The 25,266-nt window shown below is 41.8% G+C and carries 24 protein-coding genes and 1 pseudogene; 14 read left to right on the forward strand and 11 right to left on the reverse strand.

What is annotated here, in order from left to right; all coding sequences use genetic code 11:
* The first annotated feature begins 93 nt into the window (after window positions 1–93).
* Together BTN98_RS10755 and degS are read left to right on the forward strand one after the other, a co-directional pair.
* Window positions 94–1,407: a Do family serine endopeptidase gene (locus tag BTN98_RS10755; RefSeq protein ID WP_105029991.1), complete on the forward strand. Its 1,314-nt coding sequence runs from the start codon at window positions 94–96 to the stop codon at window positions 1,405–1,407.
* A 139-nt stretch (window positions 1,408–1,546) separates the two neighbouring features.
* Window positions 1,547–2,623: an outer membrane-stress sensor serine endopeptidase DegS gene (degS, locus tag BTN98_RS10760; protein WP_060998310.1), complete on the forward strand. Its 1,077-nt coding sequence runs from the start codon at window positions 1,547–1,549 to the stop codon at window positions 2,621–2,623.
* Between the two features lie 88 nt (window positions 2,624–2,711).
* Here degS and murA read toward each other — a convergent pair whose 3' ends face one another.
* The 7 genes and pseudogenes from murA to mlaF form a co-directional block, all read right to left on the reverse strand.
* A complete protein-coding gene (murA, locus tag BTN98_RS10765) occupies window positions 2,712–3,971 on the reverse strand; it encodes a UDP-N-acetylglucosamine 1-carboxyvinyltransferase (RefSeq protein WP_060998369.1) in 1,260 nt (419 codons plus the stop codon).
* 11 nt (window positions 3,972–3,982) lie between these two features.
* Window positions 3,983–4,237 carry a BolA family iron metabolism protein IbaG gene (gene ibaG, locus BTN98_RS10770; protein ID WP_060998311.1) on the reverse strand — a complete coding sequence of 85 codons (255 nt, stop codon included), beginning with the start codon at window positions 4,235–4,237 and terminating at the stop codon, window positions 3,983–3,985.
* Window positions 4,238–4,256: 19 nt separating this feature from the next.
* Entirely contained in the window at window positions 4,257–4,568 is a 312-nt protein-coding gene (locus BTN98_RS10775; protein ID WP_060998312.1) for an STAS domain-containing protein, read from the reverse strand.
* A 2-nt stretch (window positions 4,569–4,570) separates the two neighbouring features.
* Window positions 4,571–5,205 (reverse strand): annotated as a pseudogene (gene mlaC / locus BTN98_RS10780) (phospholipid-binding protein MlaC).
* A 14-nt stretch (window positions 5,206–5,219) separates the two neighbouring features.
* Entirely contained in the window at window positions 5,220–5,696 is a 477-nt protein-coding gene (gene mlaD, locus BTN98_RS10785) for an outer membrane lipid asymmetry maintenance protein MlaD (RefSeq protein ID WP_060998314.1), read from the reverse strand.
* Between the two features lie 52 nt (window positions 5,697–5,748).
* Window positions 5,749–6,531 (reverse strand): lipid asymmetry maintenance ABC transporter permease subunit MlaE, encoded by a 783-nt coding sequence (gene mlaE, locus BTN98_RS10790; protein ID WP_060998315.1) that lies wholly within the window; start codon window positions 6,529–6,531, stop codon window positions 5,749–5,751.
* A gap of 64 nt (window positions 6,532–6,595) precedes the next feature.
* On the reverse strand, window positions 6,596–7,396 hold the full coding sequence (gene mlaF / locus BTN98_RS10795) for a phospholipid ABC transporter ATP-binding protein MlaF (RefSeq protein ID WP_060998316.1): 801 nt from the start codon (window positions 7,394–7,396) through the stop codon (window positions 6,596–6,598).
* 528 nt (window positions 7,397–7,924) lie between these two features.
* Between mlaF and BTN98_RS10800 the strand changes: the two genes are divergently transcribed.
* The 11 genes from BTN98_RS10800 to mgtE all read left to right on the forward strand — a co-directional run bounded on the left by BTN98_RS10800 (window position 7,925) and on the right by mgtE (window position 16,839).
* On the forward strand, window positions 7,925–8,884 hold the full coding sequence (locus tag BTN98_RS10800) for a calcium/sodium antiporter (RefSeq protein WP_060998317.1): 960 nt from the start codon (window positions 7,925–7,927) through the stop codon (window positions 8,882–8,884).
* Between the two features lie 15 nt (window positions 8,885–8,899).
* Entirely contained in the window at window positions 8,900–9,871 is a 972-nt protein-coding gene (locus tag BTN98_RS10805) for a KpsF/GutQ family sugar-phosphate isomerase (protein WP_060998318.1), read from the forward strand.
* Between the two features lie 58 nt (window positions 9,872–9,929).
* Window positions 9,930–10,493 (forward strand): LPS export ABC transporter periplasmic protein LptC, encoded by a 564-nt coding sequence (gene lptC, locus BTN98_RS10810; protein ID WP_060998319.1) that lies wholly within the window; start codon window positions 9,930–9,932, stop codon window positions 10,491–10,493.
* On the forward strand, window positions 10,474–10,980 hold the full coding sequence (gene lptA / locus BTN98_RS10815) for a lipopolysaccharide transport periplasmic protein LptA (RefSeq protein WP_060998320.1): 507 nt from the start codon (window positions 10,474–10,476) through the stop codon (window positions 10,978–10,980). Before lptC ends, lptA begins: the two co-directional genes overlap by 20 nt.
* Window positions 10,981–10,989: 9 nt before the next feature.
* The gene (gene lptB / locus BTN98_RS10820) at window positions 10,990–11,715 is read left to right on the forward strand and encodes an LPS export ABC transporter ATP-binding protein (RefSeq protein ID WP_060998321.1); all 726 of its coding nucleotides are present in this window, start codon (window positions 10,990–10,992) and stop codon (window positions 11,713–11,715) included.
* 105 nt (window positions 11,716–11,820) lie between these two features.
* Window positions 11,821–13,263 carry an RNA polymerase factor sigma-54 gene (locus BTN98_RS10825; protein ID WP_414858305.1) on the forward strand — a complete coding sequence of 481 codons (1,443 nt, stop codon included), beginning with the start codon at window positions 11,821–11,823 and terminating at the stop codon, window positions 13,261–13,263.
* A gap of 32 nt (window positions 13,264–13,295) precedes the next feature.
* Entirely contained in the window at window positions 13,296–13,583 is a 288-nt protein-coding gene (hpf, locus tag BTN98_RS10830) for a ribosome hibernation promoting factor (protein WP_060998323.1), read from the forward strand.
* A gap of 2 nt (window positions 13,584–13,585) precedes the next feature.
* Window positions 13,586–14,035, forward strand: a complete 450-nt coding sequence (ptsN, locus tag BTN98_RS10835) for a PTS IIA-like nitrogen regulatory protein PtsN (RefSeq protein WP_060998324.1) — start codon at window positions 13,586–13,588, stop codon at window positions 14,033–14,035.
* Between the two features lie 36 nt (window positions 14,036–14,071).
* Window positions 14,072–14,923 (forward strand): RNase adapter RapZ, encoded by an 852-nt coding sequence (rapZ, locus tag BTN98_RS10840; protein ID WP_060998325.1) that lies wholly within the window; start codon window positions 14,072–14,074, stop codon window positions 14,921–14,923.
* Window positions 14,920–15,192, forward strand: coding sequence for an HPr family phosphocarrier protein (locus tag BTN98_RS10845; protein ID WP_060998326.1), 273 nt, complete (start codon window positions 14,920–14,922; stop codon window positions 15,190–15,192). The genes rapZ and BTN98_RS10845 overlap by 4 nt, the downstream gene beginning before the upstream one ends.
* Before the next feature lie 285 nt (window positions 15,193–15,477).
* Window positions 15,478–16,839 carry a magnesium transporter gene (mgtE, locus tag BTN98_RS10850; protein WP_060998327.1) on the forward strand — a complete coding sequence of 454 codons (1,362 nt, stop codon included), beginning with the start codon at window positions 15,478–15,480 and terminating at the stop codon, window positions 16,837–16,839.
* An 88-nt stretch (window positions 16,840–16,927) separates the two neighbouring features.
* Here mgtE and pmbA read toward each other — a convergent pair whose 3' ends face one another.
* The gene (gene pmbA / locus BTN98_RS10855) at window positions 16,928–18,271 is read right to left on the reverse strand and encodes a metalloprotease PmbA (RefSeq protein ID WP_060998328.1); all 1,344 of its coding nucleotides are present in this window, start codon (window positions 18,269–18,271) and stop codon (window positions 16,928–16,930) included.
* A gap of 114 nt (window positions 18,272–18,385) precedes the next feature.
* Here pmbA and yjgA point away from each other — a divergent pair, with 114 nt between their 5' ends.
* Window positions 18,386–18,910: a ribosome biogenesis factor YjgA gene (yjgA, locus tag BTN98_RS10860; protein WP_060998329.1), complete on the forward strand. Its 525-nt coding sequence runs from the start codon at window positions 18,386–18,388 to the stop codon at window positions 18,908–18,910.
* 103 nt (window positions 18,911–19,013) lie between these two features.
* Here yjgA and tldD read toward each other — a convergent pair whose 3' ends face one another.
* From tldD to BTN98_RS10875, 3 genes are all read right to left on the reverse strand, one after another.
* Entirely contained in the window at window positions 19,014–20,462 is a 1,449-nt protein-coding gene (gene tldD, locus BTN98_RS10865; RefSeq protein WP_060998330.1) for a metalloprotease TldD, read from the reverse strand.
* 14 nt (window positions 20,463–20,476) lie between these two features.
* Window positions 20,477–21,298, reverse strand: coding sequence for a carbon-nitrogen hydrolase family protein (locus tag BTN98_RS10870; protein WP_060998331.1), 822 nt, complete (start codon window positions 21,296–21,298; stop codon window positions 20,477–20,479).
* 64 nt (window positions 21,299–21,362) lie between these two features.
* Window positions 21,363–25,247, reverse strand: a complete 3,885-nt coding sequence (locus BTN98_RS10875; protein WP_060998332.1) for a YhdP family protein — start codon at window positions 25,245–25,247, stop codon at window positions 21,363–21,365.
* Between the last annotated feature and the right edge of the window lie 19 nt (window positions 25,248–25,266).

Here is a 25,266-nt window from a genome sequence, read left to right on the forward strand (position 1 = left end):
TAAGTCATACTTTAACTTATTAAGTTGGAGTTATATTATGCGTAAAAAAACCGTTTTGTTATTAGCGCATTAGCGTTAACCATTAGCGCTTTAATGCCACCTATCACAGCCAATGCCGCATTACCTATGGCTGTCAGTAATCAACAGATGCCTAGCCTAGCACCAATGCTTGAGCAAGTAACACCTGCAGTAGTGAGTATTGCAATTGAAGGTAAGCAAGTTTCAAAGCAACAACTTCCTGAAGCCTATCGGTTTTTCTTTGGTCCCAATTTTCCTGCCGAACAAGTTCAAGAACGCCCTTTTCGTGGTTTAGGCTCTGGGGTCATCATTGATGCAGATAAAGGCTATATTGTTACCAACCAGCATGTGATCAATCACGCAGATAAAATACTGGTGCAACTTTATGACGGTCATGAAGTTACTGCCAAGCTGATTGGTAGTGATAAAGCAGCGGATATCGCCTTACTACAAATACAGACGCCTCAAAAACTAACAGCGATTAAATTAGCCAATTCAGATAAATTACGAGTCGGTGATTTTGCAATCGCTATTGGTAATCCTTTTGGGCTCGGACAAACCGTGACCTCAGGCATCGTATCTGCATTAGGCCGCAGTGGGTTAAATCTTGAAAATATAGAAGACTTTATTCAAACTGATGCAGCGATCAATAGTGGTAACTCTGGTGGCGCATTGATAAACCTTAACGGTGAGCTGATCGGTATTAATACCGCAATACTAGCGCCCAATAAAGGTAACATCGGGATTGGATTTGCCATTCCATCAAATATGGTCAATAACCTTACCTCACAATTAATTAAATTTGGTCGTGTTCAACGGGGAACTCTTGGTATTCAAGGACGTGAATTAACGCCTGAACTTGCCAAAACCTTTGGTTATAACACCAATAAAGGTGCGTTTGTAAACCAAGTTATGCCCAATTCAGCAGCGCAAAAAGCAGGCTTAAAAGCAGGTGATATCATTACCCAAGTCAATGGTAGCCCTATTCGCTCATTCAGTGAGTTACGTGCCAAAGTTGCCACGCTGGGAGCTGGAAAAACGCTGACCTTACAAGTTATGCGCAATGGTAAGTTACAACAATTTACTGTAACTCTGAGTGCTAGTGAGAATAATATTGTTAAAGCTGATGAGCTTCACACTAACTTAACCGGTGCACAACTCAGTGATGTTACAGTTAACGGCAAACCTCACGGCGTTGAAGTGAATAAAATTACTCAAGGTTCACTGGCGGCACGATCAGGGCTGCGCAAAGGCGACATAATTATAGGGCTTAATCGCACTCCAATTAGTAACCTTAACCAATTGCGTAAACTGTTGCAGCACCCGCCACAAGTGATCGCACTTGAAATTCAACGAGGCAATAATGTGTTATATATTATTATTCGTTAGCCATCATTTTATTCACGATCACGACCTGAATAATATTGCGGTAATTTAACCACCACAATCGAGCCAAAAGTTGGTCTCACTCTAGAGGGGTGCTATTCTGTTGGCACCTTTTTTATTTCTCATTTTATAAGGACAGTTAATGCTGGCATTTCTTGGTCGCTCTATTGCTCTCGGCCTTATTACTGCAATTATAGTGCTGATTGCCGTCCCTGATTTACGTCCAACGACGCCAGTGTCCTTATCATTACCCGATAGCGGTTCAACCCCACTCTCTTTTAATTATGCCGTTCGTCGTGCCTCACCTGCAGTGGTTAATATTTATAACCGCCGTTATGACAATAGTAATAGCGAAGAACGTGAGTTACGCACTCAAGGGTTAGGATCTGGCGTTATCATGAGTGATAAAGGTTATATCGTCACTAATTACCATGTTGTTGCCCATGCAGATCAAATCATTGTCGCTCTGCAAGATGGTCGCGTTCTCAATGCGCAATTGATCGGTTTAGATCAATTAACTGATCTGGCAGTATTAAAAATTAATGCTGATAATTTGCCCGTTATTCCCGTTAACCCCCAATATAAAGCGGCGGTTGGTGATGTGGTACTGGCAATCGGTAACCCTTACAATCTCGGTCAAACCACGACCTTTGGTATTATCTCTGCAACGGGTCGCTCTGGCATGAGTTTCTATGGCCCGCAAGATTTTCTACAAACGGATGCCGCGATTAATAAAGGTAATTCCGGTGGTGCATTAGTCAATACTCGCGGTGAATTAGTCGGTATTAACACCGCCTCTTTCCAACAGGCAACTAATATTGAAACCTATGGTATTTCGTTTGCGATCCCATATCAGCTGACGATTAAGATCATGCAAAAGTTAATTGCTGATGGTCGCGTGATTCGTGGCTGGATCGGTATTCAAGGGCGAGAGATCAATCCATTAATGGCGCGGCTTTATGATGTAGCCAAGGTTAATGGCATTATCGTTGATGGTATGGATCCAACCGGTCCGGCATCAAAAGCTGGATTTAAGAAAAATGATATTGTGATTGAAATTGCAGGTAAAGAAGTCACTAACGTTCAAAGTGTGCGTGATATCGTGACAGATATTCGCCCAGGCACGCATATTCAAGTGAAGATATTACGTGATGGTAAACCGATGATGATTCCGGTCACCGTTGCTAATCGACCACCAATGACGAACCCGCCCAAATAGCCAATTATTAATGATTGATAAGCAACAATAAAAAAACCTCGCACAATATGCGAGGTTTTTATTAACACTTTAAAGCTAACCTAAAGGTTTATGCAGAAATGCGTTCGATATTCATGCCAAGCGCACTAAACTTTTGTTCAATGAACTCATAACCACGGTCGATATGGTAAATACGATCAACGATGGTCTCGCCTTTAGCAATACTACCCGCAATCACAAGGCTTGCTGATGCACGTAAATCCGTTGCCATTACTTGCGCGCCACTTAAGCCATCAGTATCACCACAAATGACAGTGTTACCTTCGATTTCAGCGTGAGCCCCCATACGGATTAGCTCTGGAATATGCATAAAACGGTTTTCAAAAATCGTTTCAGTGATGATACCAGTGCCTTTTGCCATAAGATTTAATAGCGAAAATTGTGCTTGCATATCAGTTGGGAAACCTGGATGCGGCGCGGTACGAATATTCACCGCTTTAAGCTCACGATCAGTCATATCAAGACTGATCCAATCAGCGCCAGTTTCAACCAGTGCACCAGCTTCTTCTAGCTTAGCCAATACCGCTTCAAGCAGTTCAGGCTTAGTATTGCGACACACAATCTTGCCACCAGAAACCGCAGCAGCGACTAAGAATGTACCTGTTTCAATACGATCAGCAACCACTTCATGATAGCCACCAGCAAGACGTTCAACACCTTCGATAGTGATAGTTGCCGTACCTGCACCAGTAATTTTAGCGCCAATTGCATTTAAAAATGCCGCAGTATCTTCAATCTCTGGTTCTCGGGCGGCGTTTTCAATAACTGTTGTGCCTTCAGCAAGTGTCGCCGCAGACATAATAGTTACCGTTGCACCTACACTGACTTTATCCATCACGATATGCGCGCCTTTAAGACGACCATCGACAGATGCTTTCACATAGCCTTCATCAAGGGTGATAGTTGCACCAAGCTGCTCAAGACCAACAATGTGCAAGTCAACTGGACGAGCACCAATTGCACAACCACCCGGTAATGACACTTGACCTTGACCAAAGCGCGCCACTAAAGGACCTAATGCCCAAATCGATGCACGCATGGTTTTCACAAGATCATACGGTGCACAAAACTCGTTAACATCGCTAGCATCAATATCAACAGATGAACCATTACGCGATACTTTCACGCCTAAACGTGACAGTAATTCCATAGTGGTATCAATATCACGTAACTGAGGCACATTAGCAATTTCTACTGGACCTTCAGCAAGTAAAGCAGAAAACAGAATTGGCAATGCTGCATTTTTAGCGCCAGAAATAGCCACTTCACCGCTTAATGGGCCGCTGCCCTGAATACGAAACTTTTGCATCATTTAGCTCTCTATAACGACATTAATTTTTTATCACGCGCCCACTCTTCAGGCGTGTATGTTTTAATACTTAACGCGTGAATGTCGTTTGCAGCAATACGATCCATTAATGGACCATAAATTGTTTGTTGTTTTTTAACGCGGCTCATGCCGTCAAATAATGTACCCACAGCAATTACTTGGTAGTGACTACCTTCGCCTGTAACGATGACTTCATCGACATCTAAAGCGTTTTCTAGAATTTGTTTAATCTCAGAGATTTCCACGAGCTATCCTCTCTACAACTTACTCCATGCAAGCTGTTAACATTGGTTCGATATGGCTTAAGCGAAACAGCGTCTTAAGCTCTTGAGGGATATTATGTAACATCACGCTACTTCCCGTTTGCTTAAGTTGCTGGCACAAATGCAGCAACATTACCATGCCAGCCGAGTCTACTCGAGACAAGTCAGCAAGATCGAGTGTTAACTGCTTATTATGTGGCATCCATTGGTTTCTTTGACGCCAAAAAACAGGCACTGTGTCACGATCTAACGACCCTGACAAGCGGTATTGCCCATCAGCAATAACTTGCCAACTAATCTGATTAACAGCCATGATTAGTTTTTCTCAATGTGGATCGGTTTCGCAGCTAAATCACGTAAACTTTGTGTCACCGCATCAATACCTTTGGTGCGTAATTGACCACTCCATTCACTTTGCTTAGTCGAAAGCATACTGACACCTTCAGCTACCATGTCAAATCCCTGCCATTCTTTGGTTTTTTATTCAAACGTAATTTGAAATCAAGACGAATAGGCGGACGTTGCGGATCAATAATATCTACTCGAACCGAAATAATACTGCGATCAGCAGGTATCGGTTTTGGTGATTCTAGCTCAATTTTTTGATCAGTATATTGAGTAAGTACTTGCGCATACGATGCTACTAAGTAATCAGTGAAAGCAGCAGTAAAGGCATCACGTTGCTCAGCGGTTGTATTACGTAAGTTAGCCCCTAATACTTTGTATGCTGCATAACGAGCATTAATATAAGGTAATAATTCTTGCTTTACGATCACTCGAAGTTCTTCGGGATTAGCTTGAATTTTTTTCTGTTCTGCTTTTAGCGTACCAAATAAATGTGCAGATACTGTATCCATCATTTTATAAGGGTTGCTCTGATCAACTGTTGCTGCTTGCGCCAACATTGGAACAGCAACTAAACACAGCATTAAGCCTCGTATAAATTTCATGGTGGTTCTCCTCATTATTTCTTATCACCGCCAAGGCTATACAGCACTTGACCAATCATATCTTCTAATACTAACGCAGATTTAGTGTCTTCAATTAAATCGCCGTTATGTAACATTTCAGTATCGCTATCAATAAATCCAGGACGAATACCTAAATACTGCTCGCCCAACAAGCCTGAAGTTAAAATCGATGCAGAGCTGGTTTCAGGGAAGTAACCAAACTTTTTATTTATTGCTAAGGTCACAATCGGTACATAAGTCTGTTTATCTAACGTAATCGATGTCACTTCACCGACATTAACTCCGCCAACCTTAACTGGAGAACGTACTTTTAAACCACCGATATTGTCAAAATGCGCTTTTAGGGTATAGGTTTCTGTACTACCAAAACTTTGAACATTAGCGACTTTAAACGCCAATACTAATAAAGCACTGATGCCGGCTAGCATAAATACACCAACCCACAATTCTAATCGTCTATTTTGTTGCATTATCTTTATCCATCTAATTTATGCCGTCGTATAGATCCGGCTAAGTGAATGTTTAGCTACCAAACATTAGTGCAGTTAACACAAAATCAAGTCCCAATACCGCCAATGATGAATTAACCACGGTACGGGTTGTCGCACGACTGATCCCTTCAGAGGTGGGTACGGCATCATAGCCATTAAAGACCGCAATCCATGTTATCACGATAGCAAATACCACCGATTTGATAATGCTATTACCAATATCAGTACTGAAATCAACCGATGACTGCATCACCGACCAAAAACTGCCGTAATCAATACCTTTCCAATCAACACCGACTAATTGCGCGCCCCAGAGTCCAATTAAAGAGAACATCAGCGCTAACAATGGCATTGAAATCACTCCAGCCCAAAAACGTGGCGCAATCACGCGACGCAATGGATCAACCGCCATCATTTCCATGCTTGATAGTTGCTCGGTGGTTTTCATTAGACCAATTTCAGCGGTTAATGCAGAGCCAGCACGACCAGCAAACAACAGTGCTGTCACCACCGGACCCAATTCACGCAATAACGATAATGCCACCATTTGTCCAAGACTGGTTTCGGCACCGTAACCGGCTAATACCAGATAACCTTGCAGGCTTAGTACCATACCGATAAATAATCCCGACACTAAAACAATCGCCATTGATAGCACCCCAACTGAATACAGTTGCTTGATCAATAATGGCAACATTTTTATCGGTTGCGGCTTACATACTAGTGCGCCGTATAACATCAAACTTGCACGACCGCAGGCTTGACACTTTTCGATAGTCGCTCGTCCCAATCGGGAAATCGCATCAATTATCATTTTTTGCTCATATTCTCTGTTGTCATGCACCGCGACCCTAATGCCAATCAGTGCGCTACATTAATTAACCAAATAAATCATCACCTAACGGCTGTGCTGGAAATTGAAATGGCACCGGGCCATCTGCATCACCATCTAAAAATTGACGCACTTGAGGATTGGTATCTGCACGCAATTGATCGGGCGTACCACAACCAATGATCTTAGCACCAGAGAGAATATAGACATGATCAGCAATACTCATCACTTCAGGCACATCATGCGATACAATTACAGAGGTAATATTTAACGCCTGATTAAGATCACGAATTAATTTTACCAACACTCCCATAGTGATAGGATCTTGGCCAACAAAAGGTTCATCGTACATCATTAAATCGGGATCAAGGGCAATTGCACGTGCTAATGCTGCTCGACGTGCCATACCGCCAGATAACTCATTTGGCATCAATTGTGCCGCACCACGCAAACCAACCGCTTCTAATTTTAGTAGCACTAAAGTTCGTAACAAATCTTCCGGTAACTGAGTGTGCTCTCGCAATGGGAATGCGACATTATCGAACACCGTCATATCAGTAAATAATGCACCTGATTGAAATAGCATACTCATTCGCTTACGGGCTTGATAAAGTTCGCTGCGACGCAATGTTGGAATATTCCATTGTTCAAACCATACTTCACCATTATCGGGTGCAATCTGGCCACCAATTAAGCGTAATAAGGTTGTTTTACCGATTCCTGACGGCCCCATGATCGCGGTAACTTTTCCACGTGGAATATCAAGGCTAATATCATCAAAAATCAGCCGTTCACCACGAGAGAAAGTCATATTTTTAATCGAAACAAGTACATCATCATTGAGCATTATATTTAGGTTACCTCTCGCTAACTAGCTTGCATAAGCGATGAATATTGATGTTATTTGGCACAATAGCGCTGTAAGCCACTTGATAATAAATAACTTAAAAATAATCAGTGTATATCATAAAAAAGAGCGCTGATAATATGAGGAATTAGCGACCAACTCAACCTAAGCAAGGTTTTATCGCACTAAAGTAGTGAATTTTTATTAAAAATAATACATTTGCGACAAAAGCGACATTAACTGGACAAATTCAACCGAAAACCAATCAAACACATCTTAACTTTATACAATAAAACATCGTTTTAAAAGTATAAACAACCACGGCCTAATTTGCAGCCTTAATCCGCTTTAATTCAGTTGCTGTTAATCAAGTCAGCCATCATAAAACCGTTTCAAGATGATAATTAGTATTTGCTTATGCTTCCCTTTTGCATGAGTTAACGTCAAAATTAGCAACTCAAATTGGAAATCTCTCATCAATTGATTGAAATTCGCTATTTTAGCGAGTCGTACTGAAAAGGAATTAACATGCTAGAAGCCATTGTGTTGCTCTGTGTCGGGTTAGCTTTACTGGTGTGGAGTGCAGATAGATTAGTATATGGCGCGGCCGCATTAGCGAAAAATTTTGGGGTTGCACCACTGGTTATCGGTATGACGATTCTTGCTATGGGCTCCTCAGCACCAGAAATGATGGTATCGGCGACCGCAGCACTTGCTGATAAAACCGATACCGCAGTTGGTAATGTATTAGGATCAAACATTGCCAATATTGCATTAATTCTTGGTATTACAGCCATCATAAAGCCATTAAGCATTAGTTCGACTATTATTCGCCGTGAATTACCTATCATGCTTGGAGTGACGGTTATCGCAGGGGCTATTTTATGGGATAACTATTTAAGCCGTAATGAAGGGATTATTCTCGCGGTATTGTTTGGCATTTTCTTAATCGTAATGATGAAAATAAGCCGTGATAGCAAAAGCGATCCTTTACTTGAAGAGCAACAAGCCGATATTCCAACAGACGTGAGTAACACCAAAGCAATTATTTGGGTTTTGATTGGCTTAGGGATTTTATTATACTCATCAGATATGGTGGTAGGCTCTGCGGTTACTATCGCTAAATACTTCGGAATGAGTGACTTAGTGATTGGTTTAACCATTATTGCCGTCGGCACCAGTCTACCGGAACTGGCAGCATCAATAGCAAGCGTCTTTAAAGGCGAAGATGATATGGCAGTAGGTAACATCATCGGCTCTAATATTTTTAATATTTTAGCAGTTATGGGGATTCCAGGGTTACTCAACCCATCAGCATTAAGCCCATTAGCGATGGATCGTGACTTTTATGTTATGTTGGCTATTTCAATCCTATTACTGGTAATGGCACTCGGAAAACGCCGTCAAATTAATCGTGTTGAAGGCGGTATATTGGTCATTTGCTTTATCGCTTATCAAGCTTTCTTATTTCTAAATGTTGCCGCATAACAGGAGCGTCCACTGATGTCTGGTCAATTTGACTTTTGCAGCCACGGTAAAAAAGTACTCGATACTGAATTACAAGCCCTTGAAAAAATTCGTTATTACATTGATAACAGCTTTACTCTTGCTTGTGAGTTAATCCTTCATTGTCAGGGTAAAGTGATCGTTATGGGAATGGGAAAATCAGGTCATATTGGACGAAAAATAGCAGCAACATTGGCCAGCACTGGAACCCCAGCTTTCTTTGTTCATCCCGGTGAAGCTAGCCATGGCGACCTTGGTATGATCAAAAAAAACGATGTCGTGATTGCAATTTCAAACTCCGGTGAAGCAACGGAAATTCTGGCGTTACTGCCGGTGATTAAACGCCTTGGCATTGCAATGATCAGTATGACAGGCCAGCCTGAATCAAGCATGGCTAAAATGGCACAAGTGAATCTTCAAGTAACAGTAGACAAAGAAGCTTGTCCACTCAATCTCGCGCCAACCTCAAGCACCACAGCCACCCTTGTAATGGGCGATGCAGTTGCTATTGCTGTGATGGAAGCGCGCGGATTTACTGCCGATGACTTTGCACTGTCTCATCCTGGTGGTGCGTTAGGTCGCAAATTATTACTTCGCATTGCTGATGTGATGCATAGCGGGGAGTTGCTGCCTATGATTGAAGAACATGCCAGTATTAAAGATGCGCTGTTAGAAATTTCGCACAAAGGCCTAGGAATGACGGCAATTGTTGATCATAACCAACAATTACGTGGTATTTTTACTGATGGTGATTTACGACGCCTATTGGATAATCATGTTGATATTCACAACACCAGTATTGGCGAAGTCATGTCAAGCAACCCACAAACAATTTCACCACAACTATTAGCCGCAGAAGGGCTAAAATTAATGGAAGATAACAAAATTAATGGCTTATTGGTGACAGAAAACAACCAATTAGTCGGAGCGCTCAATATGCACGATTTGCTTAAAGCCGGTGTCATGTAACGCTATTATATACCTAACAATTATCGGTAACACCTAAAGACAATAAAGGCTTAAGTCTATGACTTTTAAAAAGCTATTCTATGTACTGTTAATGATTATATGTGCATGGCTCGGCTACTACCTACTTGAACAACACTGGCAACAAGATGTCCAAGTAGCTCCTAATGACGAAAAACCAATGTTTATTGGTACTAAAGTCAGTAACACTAGCTTTGATTTAAAAGGCACTCGTCAATATCAAATTGATGCCGACCACCTTGAACACTTCAACGTTAGTGGTATCACGACGTTTACCAAACCCGTATTGTGGGTGTTTAAACAAGGCCAAGATGCAGAATGGCGAGTAAGCGCTAACACCGCCAAACTAGAACAAGATAAAATATTACATTTACAAGGTAATGTACGTATTTTTAACTTATTACCTGATTCTAATATTCAGGTTATTAAAACCGATAATTTACGCTTAAATTTAGTCAATAAAGATTTTGATACCAACGATCATGTCACTATCAATGGCCCTGTTTTTCAAAATGAAGGCGATGGTATGAAAGGTAATATGAATCGTAATGTGGCTACTCTTCTAAAAAATGTAAAAGGTAGATATGAACCGACTAAAAATTAGTACTCTACTATGCTTGTTGTGTATCAGTGCACCAACATGGGCGATGAAAAGTGATACTAAACAACCCATTTATATTGATTCTGACAGTCAACAAGTTGATATGCCGAATAATATTGTCACTTTTATCGGTAATGTTAAGTTACGCCAAGGTACGATTGATATTCGCGCCAATAAAGTCGTTGTCACGCGACCAAACGCGAAATCACAACAACAAACCATTATGGCATATGGAAAACCAGCCACATTCCATCAAATAATGGAAGACGGAAAACCAATCGATGGTGAAGCGCTTAAAATGCGTTATGAAACCTCGACTGAACGTCTAAAAATGACAGGTAAAGCTGAACTTAATCAAGATGGTAGCAATATTAAAGGTAATATTATTACTTACAATATTCGCGATCAACGTTTGGTAGCAGAAAGCGGTAACCAAGAGCGAGTCACTACCGTGATCTTACCAAGTCAATTAAACAATAATAAGAAATAAACAGTATTTATGGCTATTCTAAAAGCTGAACACCTTGCAAAAAGTTACAACGGACGCAAAGTCGTTTCCGATGTCAGCCTTGAGGTAGAATCAGGGAAAATTGTTGGTTTACTTGGTCCAAATGGTGCTGGTAAAACTACCTCATTTTATATGATCGTTGGTCTTGTGAGCCGTGATGAAGGCACGATCACCATTGATGATGAAGATATTAGTCTCCAGCCGATGCATAACCGTTCACGCATGGGTATTGGTTATCTACCTCAAGAGGCTTCAATTTTTCGTCGTTTAACCGTTTATGATAATTTAATGGCGGTATTAGAAACACGCAAAGAACTCACCAAAGAAGACCGCCAAGACAAAGCGGAAGAATTATTAGATGAGTTTAATATTCAACACATTCGCGATAGTTTAGGGCAAGCATTATCAGGTGGTGAACGCCGTCGAGTTGAAATTGCGCGCGCACTCGCGGCTAATCCTAAGTTTATTTTACTGGATGAACCGTTTGCTGGTGTCGACCCTATTTCAGTGATTGACATCAAAAAAATCATTAAACATTTGCGCGATCGTGGATTAGGAGTATTAATTACGGACCATAACGTCCGTGAAACACTGGATGTCTGTGAACATGCTTATATTGTAAGCCAAGGACACCTTATTGCTAATGGTACGCCAGACCATGTTCTTAACCATGAGCATGTTAAACGGGTTTATCTTGGTGATCAGTTCCGTCTCTAGCATTCACCATTGGCTATTGATTACAGAGAATAACAACAATAACAATAAGGTGTATCAACGTTAATGAAAACTTCGCTCCAACTTAAGCTCGGTCAACAGTTAGCAATGACGCCTCAGCTACAACAAGCTATTCGCTTGTTGCAGCTATCTACATTGGAACTTCAACAAGAGATCCAAGAAGCGCTTGATGGTAACCCTCTCCTAGAGCTCGATGAGACAGTTGATGCAGATGAAGTAAGTACTAACAATGAAACCTCAACTGCAGAAATCAACACTAACGATACTAACGAAAATCTTGATGACATTGAGAGTTTTGATACCACAGAAGTTCTTGAAACTCGTGAACTACCAACAGAACTCCCTGTCGATAGCACCTGGGATGATGTCTATAGCGCAGGTACTGGCAGCACAGGCATTGCCCTTGATGACGACATACCGATTTATCAAGGGGAAACCACCGAGTCATTGCAAGACTACTTAATGTGGCAAGTCCACCTCACTCCATTTAGTGAAACTGATTTAGCAATTGCGACTGCCATTATTGATGCGGTAAATGAAAAAGGTTATCTCAGTTGTACCACTACTGAAATTTTAGAAAACTTCGAGAATGAAGATCTAGAAGTTGAACTTGATGAAGTAGAAGCCGTTCTAAAGCGGGTACAGCAATTTGATCCTCTCGGGGTGGCATCACGTAATTTACAAGAATGTTTATTACTGCAACTTGCCACTTATCCAGAGCAGACTCAATGGCTTGCTGAAGCTAAGATACTATTGCGCGAATACATTAATTTATTAGGTAATCGTGATTACCGTCAGCTAATGCGTGCAACCAAACTTAAAGAACCAGAGCTTAAAGCGGTAATGGAGCTGATTCATAGCTTAGATCCTCGCCCTGGTAACCACGTCGTTTCCACTGAAACTGAATACGTTATTCCTGATGTATCAGTCTTTAAAGAACACGGTAAATGGGTCGTTAGCATTAATCCTGACAGTATTCCGCGCATCAAAGTTAATCAGCAATATGCCGCATTAAGTAATAACACTCGTAATAGTGCTGATGGTCAGTTTATTCGCACTCACTTGCAAGATGCTAAATGGCTGATTAAAAGCCTTGAAAGTCGCAATGAAACTTTATTAAAGGTTGCTTGCTGTATTGTTGAACAACAGCAAGACTTTTTTGAGTTTGGTGAAGAAGCCATGAAGCCAATGGTGCTTAACGACATTGCTCTTGCAGTTGAAATGCACGAATCCACCATATCCCGAGTCACAACCCAAAAATATATGCATACACCTCGGGGTATTTTTGAATTGAAATACTTCTTCTCAAGTCATGTCAGTACGGATAATGGCGGTGAATGTTCATCGACTGCTATTCGCGCACTGGTGAAGAAACTTGTTGCTGCTGAAAATCAGGCTAAACCCCTGAGTGACAGCAAAATTGCGACTTTATTGGCAGAACAAGGGATCATGGTTGCAAGGCGAACTATCGCTAAATACCGTGAATCGCTTGGAATTCCGCCATCAAATCAGCGAAAATGTCTGATCTAACTCAGATCAGCGCCAACAAAAGGAAGACGTCTATGCAAATCAATATTACCGGACACCATGTTGATGTAACCGATTCTTTGCGCGAATATGTCAGTACCAAGTTTGAAAAATTAGAGCGTTTTTTCGACAAAATAAATAATGTTCAAGTGATTTTAAATATCGAAAAGATGCAACAGATTGCCGAAGCAACATTGCATATAAATGCAGGAGAAATCCACGCTAAGGCTGATTCTGAAAATATGTATGCCGCGATTGACGAATTGACTGATAAACTGGTCCGTCAATTAAACAAACACAAAGATAAACTCAATAGTCACTAATCATGCAACTGAGTAACGTATTGAGCTTGGACTGTACTAAAAGTGCAGTCCCTTGCTCCAGTAAAAAACGCGCGCTAGAGCTCATTAGTGAGATCGCGGCAACACATCTTGATCAAAATCCACAACCATTATTTGAATGTATGCTCAATCGCGAAAAATTGGGTACCACAGGTATTGGTAATGGCATTGCGATCCCTCATGGCCGAATCAGTAATAGTGATCACGCGATTGCAGTGCTTATTCAGTGCCAACAACCCATAGACTTTGATGCCATTGATGGTCAGCCAATTGATCTGTTATTTGCCCTTTTAGTTCCTGAAGAGCAATGTAAAGAACATTTATCGACCCTTGCAAGCATGGCTGAAAAACTTGGTAATAAGAAAATTTGCAAGCAATTACGCAATGCAACAACCGATCAAGAATTATATGACATACTGATTAATGAACAATAAATCAGCCCTTCACAAATAAAAAAAGGTATCTAAACCATGAGGTTAATGGTTATTAGTGGCCGTTCAGGTTCGGGGAAATCGGTCGCGTTACGCGTGCTAGAAGATTTAGGATATTACTGTGTTGATAACCTTCCCGTACACCTACTGCCACAATTTGTAAATGATATTGCCAATAACGAACAAGAGATTGCTGTTAGTATCGATATTCGTAATATGCCCCCTCATCAAGGTGAGCTTGAGGCCATTTTTAAAAATTTAGCCTGTGATGTTGATATCAACGTTATTTTTCTTGATGCTGATGATAAAGAACTGGTCAAACGCTACAGTGAAACACGCCGCTTACATCCTCTATCTCGTCATGACATGAGCTTAGAACAAGCAATCCAATCTGAAAGCGCGTTACTGAGCGATCTTAAAGAACATGCCGATCTGGTTATTGATACCACTAACCGCTCGATTCACGATTTAAGTGAAACAGTACGCGCGCGAGTGCTTGGCCGTGAAGCACGTGAATTAATTTTAGTATTTGAATCTTTTGGCTTTAAACATGGCCTCCCTTCAGATGCTGATTATGTCTTCGATGTCCGTTTTTTACCAAACCCACATTGGGTGCCAGAACTCAAATCACAAACAGGTCTTGATCAAGGCGTTAAAGATTTCTTAGCCGCCCACGCTGAAGTAAATAAGCTTAACTATCAATTACGTAACTTCCTTGAAACGTGGTTACCAATGCTAGAAAAGAATAACCGTAGTTATGTTACGGTTGCTATCGGCTGTACAGGAGGACAACACCGTTCAGTTTATATCGCCCAGCAACTTGCCGAGTATTTTACCCAACAAGGCCAACAAGTGCAGGTACGTCACCGCACGCTGGAAAATTATAAATGACCATCAGTCGTGAATTATTTATACGTAATCGTCTCGGGCTTCATGCTCGAGCCGCAATTAAATTAGTTGAACTAGCCCAAAGCTTTGAAGCGGTTATTACCATCACTAATGGCGCTAACAGTGCCACTGCCGACGGTGTAATGGGGCTATTGATGCTTGATTCTGCGCAAGGCCAAAAAATTATGGTTAGTGCTGAAGGTCAAGACGCTCAGTCCGCTTTGATTGCGGTTGCAAATCTCATTGAAGCTGGGTTTGACGAAGATAATTAATAGTTTATCTCACTAACAATCAATTATTGATGGTGAGCTTTGATTTGCTTTTTAGCTTAATGACTTTTTTTTACGAGTGATACATTGTCATCAAATACGTCTTTTCGTACGTTATTGGTAGAGAAAAAGCATGAAATGTAGGAATTTCCCTATGATTATCATACGTATCGCCCATACTTTGCCGTCTTATGGCGAATTAAATATCAATCAGCACAAGACAAAGGCTAACCAATTACGTTAAAATTCAACTTATTGCGCCATCAAATATAAGTGGGCCTAATACCTATGGCGGATGTATTAGAACAAGATCAAACCCATCACACACTCCAAGAAGTCAACAAAGCGCTTGAAAATGGTATGTTTGTCCATGTTCGCCGGTTACTCCAAGATATGGAGCCGGAGGATATTGCTCATCTATTAGAAGCCTCACCACCGAAAGAGCGTCAAGTCTTATGGCAATTGACGGATCCAGAAGAGCAAGGTGAAATTCTTGATGAACTTTCTGAAGATGTAAAAGATGGCATCGTCTCGCAAATGGAACCAGAAAAGCTGGCGGCCGTTACCGAGGGGATGGAAAGCGATGATGTTGCATACGTACTTCGTAGCCTCTCTGATGAGCGTTACCAAGAAGTATTGGCACAAATGGATGCTATCGATCGTCATCGTATCGAAGCAGCACTCGCCTATCCGGAAGATACCGCCGGTGGCATGATGAGTACTGACTTTATCACGATTCGTGGTGATGTAACTGCCGATGTGGTATTACGTTATTTACGCATGCGTGGTGAACTTCCAGAAGCAACAGATTCACTATATGTTATTGATGAGAAACAAATTTTAATTGGTCACTTGTCACTATCAACCTTGATCACCACTCAACCTGACATTGAAATTAAAGATGTAATGGAAGATGCTGATGAAGCAATTGCCGTTGATATGGCAGACAGTGAAATAGCCAATATCTTTGAACGTCGAAATTGGATATCAGCCCCTGTTGTTGATGCCAATAATCACCTTGTCGGTCGTATCACTATCGATGACGTTGTTGACTTGATCCGTGAAGAAGCAGAACACTCGATGATGTCCATGGCTGGTATGGATGACGACGAAGATACCTTTGCACCAGTATTAAAATCAGCCAAAAGTCGTAGTATTTGGTTAGGTGTAAACGTTCTGACAGCCTTAGCAGCAGCCTCTGTTTCCAATATGTTTGAACACACTTTACAACAGATGGCAACTGTAGCGGTATTAATGACGATTGTACCATCAATGGGCGGTGTCGCAGGTAACCAAACCGTGGCACTGGTTATTCGTGGTCTTGCTGTTGGTCATATCGGTGATACCAACACCCGCTGGCTACTAAGTAAAGAAGCACGGGTGGGATTAATTAATGGTTTAGTATGGGCGTTAATTATTGGTTTGGTGGTGTTTATCTGGAAAGGCAGTCTGATACTCGGCGCGATCATGGCAGGAGCAATGCTAGCAAACCTATTTATTGCTGGTGTGGCCGGGGTATTAATTCCTATTGGGCTTAAGAAACTCAAAATTGACCCAGCACTTGCAGGTGGCATGGCACTAACAACCTGTACTGATATTGTCGGCTTAATGGTGTTTTTAGGTTTAGCAACCATCTTTATTACGCCTTAACCCGTGATAATTCATTGATAAAAAAAGTCCAAATCAAGTGATTGGTTTGGACTTTTTTCTTGCTCATAAATCACGTCATTAACAACGATTATTCACCAGCAATTTTCATTGAACCTAATAACATTGATCCGGTAAGGATCTGGCTGCGAGTTTCAGTATCACTGCCAATAGCAACAATATTTTGCATCATGTCTTTAAGATTACCAGCAATAGTAATTTCAGAGACCGGATATTGAATTTGACCATTCTCAACCCAGAAGCCAGCAGCACCACGCGAGTAATCGCCAGTGATAATGTTAACCCCTTGACCCATCAGCTCTGTCACCAACAAACCACGATCCATCTTCTTCAGCATTTGCTCAAAGCTTTCACCTGTTGATGATACTAGCCAGTTATGAATACCACCGGCATGGCCCGTTGGCTGCATCTTCATTTTACGCGCCGCATAGCTGGTCAATAAATACGTCTGCAATGCACCATCGGTGATGATTTCACGATCATAAGTTGCCACACCTTCACTATCAAACGGGGTACTTGCCATACCACGTAGAATATGCGGACGCTCACTGATATTTAACCACTCAGGGAAAATCTGCTCACCGAGTTTATCAAGTAAAAACGATGATTTGCGGTATAAATTAGCGCCACTGATACCCATTACTAAATGACCAAATAACCCTGTCGCAATATCAGCAGCAAACATTACTGGTGCTTCACGCGTGGTCAGTTTTTGTGGATCAATTCGGCTTACGGTACGCTCTGCTGCATGACGACCGACACGTTCAGGTGTCCACATATCAGAGGCTAAACGTGAGGTAGTATAACTATAATCACGCTCCATATTGCCGTTTTTACCTTCACCGATCACACAGCAACTAATGCTATGACGACTAGAGGCATAACTGGCTAGCATACCGTGGCTATTACCGTAAACACGAACACCATAGTGACTGTCATAGCTTGCACCATCACTTTGTTTTACACGCGGATCAAACGCCAATGCCGCTTCTTCGGCAGCAATTGCAACACCTGCGGCATGATCAGGTTCAGGCTCGTCAGGATGAAACAAGTCTAAATCAGGAATATTACGCGCCATTAATTCGGCAGGGCCGGGACCTGCAAATGGATCTTCAGAAGTATAATTTGCAATATCTAATGCAGCAGCTACAGTTTGAGCAATAGCCGCTTCACTTAAATCTGATGTTGAGGCACTACCTTTACGGTTACCGCGATAAACGGTAATGCCTAGCGCACCATCGCTATTAAATTCAACGTTTTCAACTTCACACATGCGAGTTGAAACACTGATACCTGTTGTTTTGTTAATGGCTACTTCGGCTGCATCAGCCTGTTTACCAGCAACTTCAAGCGCTTTTGCTACTGCAGCTTCAAGTTCAACACGCTGATGAGCAACCTGTTCTCTTACGTCCATACAATCACTTAAGGTTAGGGTTTAGCTTATTAGTTATAGAATAATGTAATTTACGCCCAAAATCGTTATTAAACTGATAAAATAGAACTATTGATACAATGAGTGAGCCCATTTATGAGCCGTAAAAATAAAAAAGCCCCTTGGGATGAAGAAGAAGAAATCATCTGGGTAAGTAAGTCTGAGATGAAACGCGACATGGAAGAGTTGCAAAAAATTGGTGAAGCGCTGGTTGAGCTAACACCTAACGCACTAGCAAAAGTGCCATTAGATGACGAAATGATGGCCGCAATTAAAGATGCGCAACGCTTTAGTAAAGAAGCGCGTCGTCGTCAATTGCAATTTATTGGTAAGCAGATGCGTCACATGGATCTCGAACCAATTCAAGCTGCACTTGATAAATTAAACAATAAGCACTCACAACACACTGTTGCCCTTAAAAAGCTTGAAATCAAACGTGATAAGTTGATTGAAAATGGTGACAGCATGTTGAACGCGATTATGGTTGATCATCCCGATGCTGATCGCCAACACCTACGCCAATTGATGCGTCAAGCAGCCAAAGAAAAGGCACAGGAAAAACCAGGCAAAGCGTATCGTGAGATATTCCAATGTCTAAAAGCACTATACCTTGCTGACTAATGCACACCATTAGTGGGTAATACATAACAAAAATGCCAGCATCTCTGCTGGCATTTTTATTAACACGACATTGTTATTGAGACGTTCAAATAACAGCAAGCCGTTATTCAGTACCACCGACAGTCATTGAGTCAATCTTCAAAGTTGGCTGACCAACCCCTACAGGCACGCTCTGGCCGGCTTTACCACAGACACCGACACCACGATCAATATCTAGATCGTTACCCACCATCGACACCTGCTGCATCGCTTCAATACCACTACCAATTAAGGTCGCACCTTTAATTGGACGGGTGACTTTACCATTTTCAATTAAATATGCTTCTGAAGCTGAGAAAACAAATTTACCTGAAGTAATATCTACCTGACCACCACCAAAGTTGGGTGCGTAGATGCCATGTTTAACACTGGCAATGATTTCTTCTGGCGTATGTTCACCAGGTAACATGTAAGTATTGGTCATACGTGGCATTGGTAAATGAGCATAGGATTCACGACGACCATTACCTGTAGGTGCGACACCCATCAAACGTGCGTTTAACTTATCTTGCATATAGCCTTTCAGTTTACCGCCTTCAATCAGTACATTATGTTGTGCTGGTGTGCCTTCATCATCAATATTGATTGAGCCACGGCGATCAACTAACGTACCATCATCGACAATGGTACATAATGGCGAAGTCACTTGTTGCCCTATTTGACCGGCAAACATTGATGAGCCTTTACGATTAAAGTCACCTTCTAAACCGTGTCCAACCGCTTCATGCAATAACACCCCCGGCCAACCTGCACCAAGAACAATCGGCATCGTGCCAGCAGGCGCAGCATCAGCTTCAAGATTAACCAATGCTTGACGAATTGCTTCATCGGCAAAAAAGATCGCTTGGCTTTTACCACTCGCATCTTCTGTTAAAAATGTCTCGTAGCCATAACGACCACCACCACCGGCACTACCACGTTCACGCTTATCGCCTTTTTCAACCAAGACACTAATAGATAACCGCACTAACGGACGAATGTCAGCTGCATAAGTGCCATCTAACGCTGCCACCAGCACTTCTTCATAAACACCGTTAATACTGGCAGAGACTTCAGTCACTAATGGCTCTTTGGTACGAATATAACGATCAATTTCTTCAAGCAAGGCAATCTTTTGGTATTTATCAAAGCTACCAAGTGGATTAACCGGTGAGTAAATACCTGACGATGTCATTGGCGCAAATGCCTGAACTTTACCATTACCACCTTGACGCACAATACCACGCGCTGCTTTGGCACTTTGAGTTAATGCTAGTAAGTTAATTTGATCTGAGTAAGCAAAACCGGTTTTCTCTCCCGCAACAGCACGTACACCAACACCGCGATCAATGTTAAATGAGCCGTCTTTAATAATACTGTCTTCTAAAACTAATGATTCATGCCAGCATGACTGAAAATAAATATCAGCATAATCAACATCACGAGTAGCAATTAAGCCAAGAATGTTATGCAATTCATCACGCCCAAGACCTGACTGGTCAAGCATGGTACTTTCTACTGTGTTAAGGGTCATTAATTTGCTCTTAATTATTGAATATGACTGAACACCAAGCGAGCATGATCAGCCACTGGCATATTGGTACGAATCTTATTTGCTAATTGTAAATCAACATTCGCTGTCAGAACACCCGTTCCTTGTTGTTGGCAAGCAACCACTTGTCCCCACGGATCAACAATCATTGAATGACCCCACGTTTCTCGCGTTTCATTGTGTTCACCCCATTGCGCTGCGGCAACAACCCAACACTGAGTTTCAATCGCACGCGCTCGTACTAACACTTCCCAATGAGCACGCCCGGTCAACTTGGTAAAAGCAGCAGGAATAACAATAATATCAGCACCTCGCTGACGTAGCTCGCCATAAATTTGCGGAAAACGAATGTCATAACAAATCGATAATCCAAGCTTACCAAACGGGGTATCTATAACTTTTATATCATCGCCAGCTTTAAAGGTATCCGATTCTCGGTAACTCTGGTGTTTATCGGCAACATTAACATCAAACATATGCATTTTATTATAATGCGCCTGAATTTTACCTTGATCATCAAACAACACAGCGGTGGTGGTGATGCTCCCATCAGACTGTAAAATTGGCATTGAACCGATTAGTAGCCAAATCCCTAACTGATGCGCAAATTGAGATAGTTGCAGTTGTAGCGGGCCATCTCCTAAGGGTTCAGCCCAACGTTGATAATCTGCTTTGCTGCCAAAAACGACGGTATTTTCAGGGGTAACAACTAACTTAGCCCCTTGTAGTTGTAACCCTTGCATAAATTTCTTTAATTGGCTCAGGTTACGCTCAGGATCTGTGCCTGAGTTCATTTGTACTACACCAATCTTTGTCATGGCTATCTCCCTGAACGATAAATAAAATCAATTATATTCATTACTACCGAACCAAAATAACAGCTTAAAACTTACTGTTCTCTGGTATTTTATATTCGCCTTCTAAGCGTGAGCGCTCAACCACTTTCGGTGCAGCTATCGGTCCTGTAACTTGGTAATTCACTTGAGTAATAACATCTAACATCGGTGACAATACAGTTGAAATCGCAAATACATATAATGCCACTTGCGGCGCGACAGCAAAGGCGGTCATTACCGGTAATCCTGAAGTAAAATCAGGAATAAATTTAACGTTAGCATTGATATTTTCATCAATTAAGTTCACTTTACCATTGATATACATATCACCGGCTAACGCTTGCATCTTGATATTATTACTATCAAAAATACCATCTTTGATGGTGCCATTGCCGCGAATATAATTAAACGCTAAGCCGTCATCAAATACCCCTGAAAAATCGAGTTTCATTTTTCGAATAATTGAGTCCAGACTAAACAACCCCAGCAGTCGCCCGGCACCACCGACACCACTGACAACCCCCTTACCAATATCAGTGCTCACTTTGCCATTTAATGTACGTCTATCTATACCCCACGGTGTACCTTGCCAGTTAACCATGACATGTGTATTAAATGGTGCATTCTGCACACTGCCTGAAATACCAAATCGATCCAATAAGTCAGTACTATTACTGCCACTGATGACCACATCAAGTTTAGTGTGATTATGCTGCTTGGCAATACTCCAATCACCACTAGCTTTTAGAATCACGTTACCAGATTTAATTTTAAGCTGTTGTAATTGTAATTGATTATGGTTCTTAGTTAACGTCGCTGTCACAGCACCTAAACGATAGCCTTGTAACCATGCATCAGCAATCGATAAGTCTATTTTCGGTATTGCAGCCATAATGCTACGATCATTAGTTGTCACTATGGTTGATGGTTGTTTAGTGGCTAATAATGGTGTTAACAATGCCGCAGGAGGCTGTTGATTTAATTGTGGCAAGTTAAGGTGTAACGATTTCAAAATCACATTTAACGGCTGATTGTGAACCCACGAGATATAGCCATCAGCTTCTCGTGACGCCAGTTTTATCGACCATCCTTGACCACGTGTTGCGACCACATCAACTTGATGCCAATCCAGTCCGCCTAAGGTTAATTTAGCCACTTTTGCTGTCACTCGCGTTGGCAAAGGTAATGAAAATCCGCCGCCGTGGCTGTTTGCTGAAGATTGAACCTCACTAGCAGTGGTGCTTTTTATCAAACTAAGCCATTGATCAGCATTAAATTGACGACCATTGAGCTGGACTAATTGTCCCTTCAGTGGCTGAGTTAATAAACTTCTTTTACCCACAGTTACATTGCTGACAGTAATTTGAGGCACTTTAGTTAATAACGACATTTGAGCTTGATACGCCACATCGGGTAATAAAGCTTGAACGTTCAAATGGGATCTATCGCCGTTAACATCCACTCTCAGCGCTGCGGCGGCAGCTTGAGGCTGCTGCAACGGATACGGAAATTGACTACGAATCATCTTTAAAGGAAGAGTGACATTAACGTTATAATTTACATTATTAGGCTGAATGTTAACGCCAACTTGCGCTTGCCAATCACTACTACCAGTCACATTATCGGTCACAATTGACGGTAAATAATCTTTTAGTTTAGCAACTTGCCATTGACCACCGACACTAACATTAACCTTATAATCGAGACTGTTTTTAACATCATCACCATCAAAGCCAAACTTAATCGGTTGTTGATATAGCATCCCCGTAAGTCCTTGGGCTTTAATCGCACTATTATTAAAACTCAAACTACCATTGACATTATCTATCACTAAATGAGGCGTCGTTAGCGTGATAGGATTATTTTTAAAATACACCTTACCGCTAGCATCTACGTCAGTGCCATTAAAGGGAATATTCAAATTCAGTTTAGCGGTAACAGGCCCTGCAACCTTAATGGTTGTCAATGCACTCCCCACCGAGTCAGCTAACGGGCTATCCAACATATATTGCTGGACTTGCGGCCCTGTAGCAGCCAGATCTATAGCTAATTTAAGCGCGCCGTTTGACGCTAAATCAGCCTCACCTACAATCTTAGGGCTATAGGCCGCGAGTGTTTTGACATGATTAGAATCAATGTACATTTTGTCATTTTCAAATAACAAATTAAGTTGCATGTCACGCAACAGTGGCCACTTTGGATCAAAACTAAATTTAGCATGCGTTAATGGTACAAACGCTTGAAATACACCATCATGATGTTGGTAAGGGTAATCATTCAAAGCGCCATACCATAAGATGCGGGCAGACTTTACTTGTCCGCCTTTGATCGCTTTTGATAAATAATCAGTAAGATCATTACCAAGTGCAGGTCGTGGTAAATAACGCCACGTTTGACCCGCATCAACCACATTAGCTTCGCCATATAACGACAACCAAGTTGGCGCATTGACCGGCATATCAACGCGAGCTTGACCCGCAAAGGTTAAATTAGGCGTCGCTATAGCAAGATGATCACTCCAAAAAGTGGTCGCTTGCGCACTTCGATGCCAATAAGCTTCAATTTGCGCTTGATTAACTTTGAGTGGTTTGGCAAACACGCGCTCATAAGCAAAACTATCTGCGGTGGTATTGATGGTCACTTTACCTTGCTGACCATCGCCAGCAATAGTGGCATTTAAGTGATTAATACCCGGAATCCATTGCCACGGTTTCACACTTAATTGCTGCACCTTAAATGAGAATCGCGGTACTTTATTGGCTTGCCCTGCCACTCGAATTTGAGTCAATAATCCACTCGGTTGCAGGTGCTGCAGGGTCTTAACCATCGAATTAGTCGAAGGCATGAAATTGATTAAAGGCAATAAACGCTGTAAGGCAATATTACTTAACGCCAACTTCCATTGCTGGAGTTGGTCTTGATCACCAAACCGCAATTGGCCTGCAATATCAAACGTTGGCCATGCAACATCATCGGTATAGATAGCAAATTTTTCAGTGTCAATTCGCCAACTTCTTGAACCATCAGCTAAGCGAATAGGCCTTAACGCTACCAATCCCTGTTTAATATTAATTTGATGTTGTTGGTCACCCGCTTGCCAATCAATAGTACTATTGTTGATCTTAGCTTGACTGCCTTTAATCTGGCCGTCTTTTAATGTTAGCCATGCCTCAACCCCAATTTCACTATGAGTTATATTTGCCACTCCAGCTAACTGCTTATTAAGCCATGGTGTCACTGAAACATGCTCACCTTTGATATACAAACTACCAGATAAGCTACTCAGCCCCCCCTGTTCGGAGAGGTTGGCTTTAATCGCTAACTGACCAAGATTAGTATTGGTAAAACTAACACTGCCTTGCGCTAAATGACGCCCTCCGACATTAGCCCAATCAAGCTGTTTAATATTAAGTTGTTGCGAAGCGCCGGAAGGAGCCACAAATGACACTGATGAATCGAGCAGTTGAAATTCACCTAAGCGGGTAAAAAACAGCTGTTCTAATCGTTGCGCTAAACTGGTGTTAGCTACGTTAGGCGTGGCTGAAGACGGCTTTATTTTGGTTAGATCAACATTTACCTGACTAATGGTAACTTGTTTGAATATAGGCCGTAAATGCAGGGCTGAATGCCAAATATCGAAATAAAACCCGACCTTGCCAATGGTGGCTAATGGCTGAGTATTATCTGGCGAAGCAATCGTAATACCGCTAACCGTTAAAGCCGGACCAGCAGCTTGCCAGCGGCCTTTGATATGGGTTAATTTTAACGAAATGTCCGCCTGCTGAGATACCCATTGGGCAATCGGCTGGCGGTAATCATTGAGATGAGGAAGCAGTAACCTTAAACCGGTGATTAACGATGCTAATAGTAATGATGTGATCACTATTAACCATAAACCACCTCGTACAAGGCGTACGAGAATCTTGGGCACTGTTACTTCCTCATTGAGT

The sequence above is a fragment of the Photobacterium aquimaris genome, from assembly GCF_002954455.1.
Lineage (GTDB): Bacteria > Pseudomonadota > Gammaproteobacteria > Enterobacterales > Vibrionaceae > Photobacterium > Photobacterium aquimaris.